The organism is Plasticicumulans sp. (genome assembly GCF_035331805.1).
Classification (GTDB): Bacteria; Pseudomonadota; Gammaproteobacteria; order Competibacterales; family Competibacteraceae; genus Plasticicumulans.
The window spans coordinates 1-1759 of sequence record NZ_DAOLKE010000407.1 but is presented as its reverse complement, the minus strand read 5'-3'; the positions used below and the strand labels follow the sequence as shown (position 1 = coordinate 1759).

Genomic DNA, 1759 nt, shown 5'->3' with positions numbered 1-1759 from the left:
GGCACCGGATTGAGCGGATGCTTCAGGAACCAGCCGAGTTCCAGCCGGCAGAGATTCCGGTGAAACCCTGCGTTCGGGCACGCGGCCTTCACGGAATTCACCACGGCTGCGGGCAGACCGAACTTCACCAGCCCGATCGACAAATCCACCAGATCGCCCTTGCGGAACAACTCGACCAGGGCGGAAGCCTCATCCGTCGCGGGCCGGAGCTTGTGGTGGGTGACGATCATGCGGGCGATTTCATCGGACCACGCCTCCAGCGCATTCGCTCCCAGATATTCGCGGGCGACCGCTGCGGACGGCGGCAGATAATCCAGCGTGCCGGCCGTCCAGATGCCGATGTCATGGAAACAGGCGGCGATCTCGATCTTCTGCTGCTCGATCGCGTCGCAGGGTTTCAGCAGCAGGCAATAACTGGCCATGCGCACCACGTGATTCCGATAACCATCGAAAGCCGCGCCGATGACCGGCCGCCACGGATTCAGCAAGGCATCGATGCGACCGATGTTCGCCGGCAGTGCCATGAGGTTCAGCCCTTCGGTAATGAATCCGGTGAGAAAACCCGCGATGCCGTACACACGGAAATACAGGGTCTTTCTCCCCCTCTTCCCCACCCCTTTCCCGCGCGGGGCGAGGGGCTGAAAAGACCGCGTGTTCAACGCGCACGGCTACAGGCCGGCCGGCTCAGCGGGCGTAGTCGACCACGTAGCGCCAGCCGAGTGACTCGATGCGCGTCCAGATGCGCAGGCCGCCCTGCGGACGGTCGCGCACGCCGTGACCGGCGTCGATCGCCGGCGCACCGGCGGCGCCGGCAAAGTCGCTGCCGGGACCGGCGGCGCTGACGCCGGCGCTGGCGAGGACGTGACCGTCATCGGCGACCAGCCAGGCCGCCTGCGCCTGCGCCACCTCCGGCAGCAGGCTGCGCCGGGCCAGTTCGTCGAGGCTGAAGGCCAGCATCGCGACGCCGCGCACGCGACCATCCAGCGCGCTGATGCGCTGCGCACACGGCAGCAGCCATTCGCCGACCAGCGGGCTCAGATAGGGCTCGTCGCAATCGGTCTCGGGCGCATCGGCCGGGAGCCGGTCCTGATACCAGGCTTCGCGGCGCGGGTCGTAGCCGGCCGGCCAGCCGGACTGCGGCAGGCCGGGATAACGCAGTTCGGCACCGTCGGTCCGTGCCACCAGCACCCAGATCAGCACGGTATCGTCATCGGCGACCAGCAGCCGCTGCGCCGCCGGATCACGCCACGGCCGGGCCGGATCATCGGCCAGTGCGTAGGCGTGGCGCAGCAGCGGTGCCAGTCGCGCGAGACCGCCGGGGCCGGCATCGGCACCCGCCGCCCCCGGCGCCGGTCGCCAGGCCGGGTGCCAGGCGTCGATCGCCAGCCCGTGGTACTGGGAAGCCGGCAGCACCGCCGGTGCCGGCACGTCGAGCCCGGGTTCGGCCTGCGCCCCGGCATCCGGCAGGTCGAAGGCCAGCAGCGCCGCGTTGGCGATGCCGGTCAGCAGGCCGCGATACTGCAGGAACTGCGACTCGATGCGCGCCGCCTGCAGCGCGGTCGCATCCAGCCGGTCGCTGACCAGCCGCTCCCGCTCGCCGGCGGCTTCGAGCGCCTCGGCGTGCCGGTACAGCATCCAGGCCCCGAAACCGGCCCCGAGCGCGAGGCTCGCCAGCAGCGTGATCGCGGTCGCGGCGCGGTGGCGGCCGATCCAGCGCAGCAGGCGCCGGCGGCCGGTGTCGGGCAGCGCGCTGACGGCC

Annotated in this window: 1 protein-coding gene and 1 pseudogene; both read right to left on the bottom strand. The window is 70.5% G+C overall.

The window, feature by feature from the left end:
- On the bottom strand, positions 1 to 578 hold a 578-nt coding region (locus PKE44_RS17625), incomplete at its 3' end, for a phosphohydrolase (protein ID WP_324553872.1).
- Positions 579 to 684: 106 nt separating this feature from the next.
- A pseudogene (locus PKE44_RS17620) lies at positions 685 to 1759 on the bottom strand (cache domain-containing protein); the annotation flags it as partial.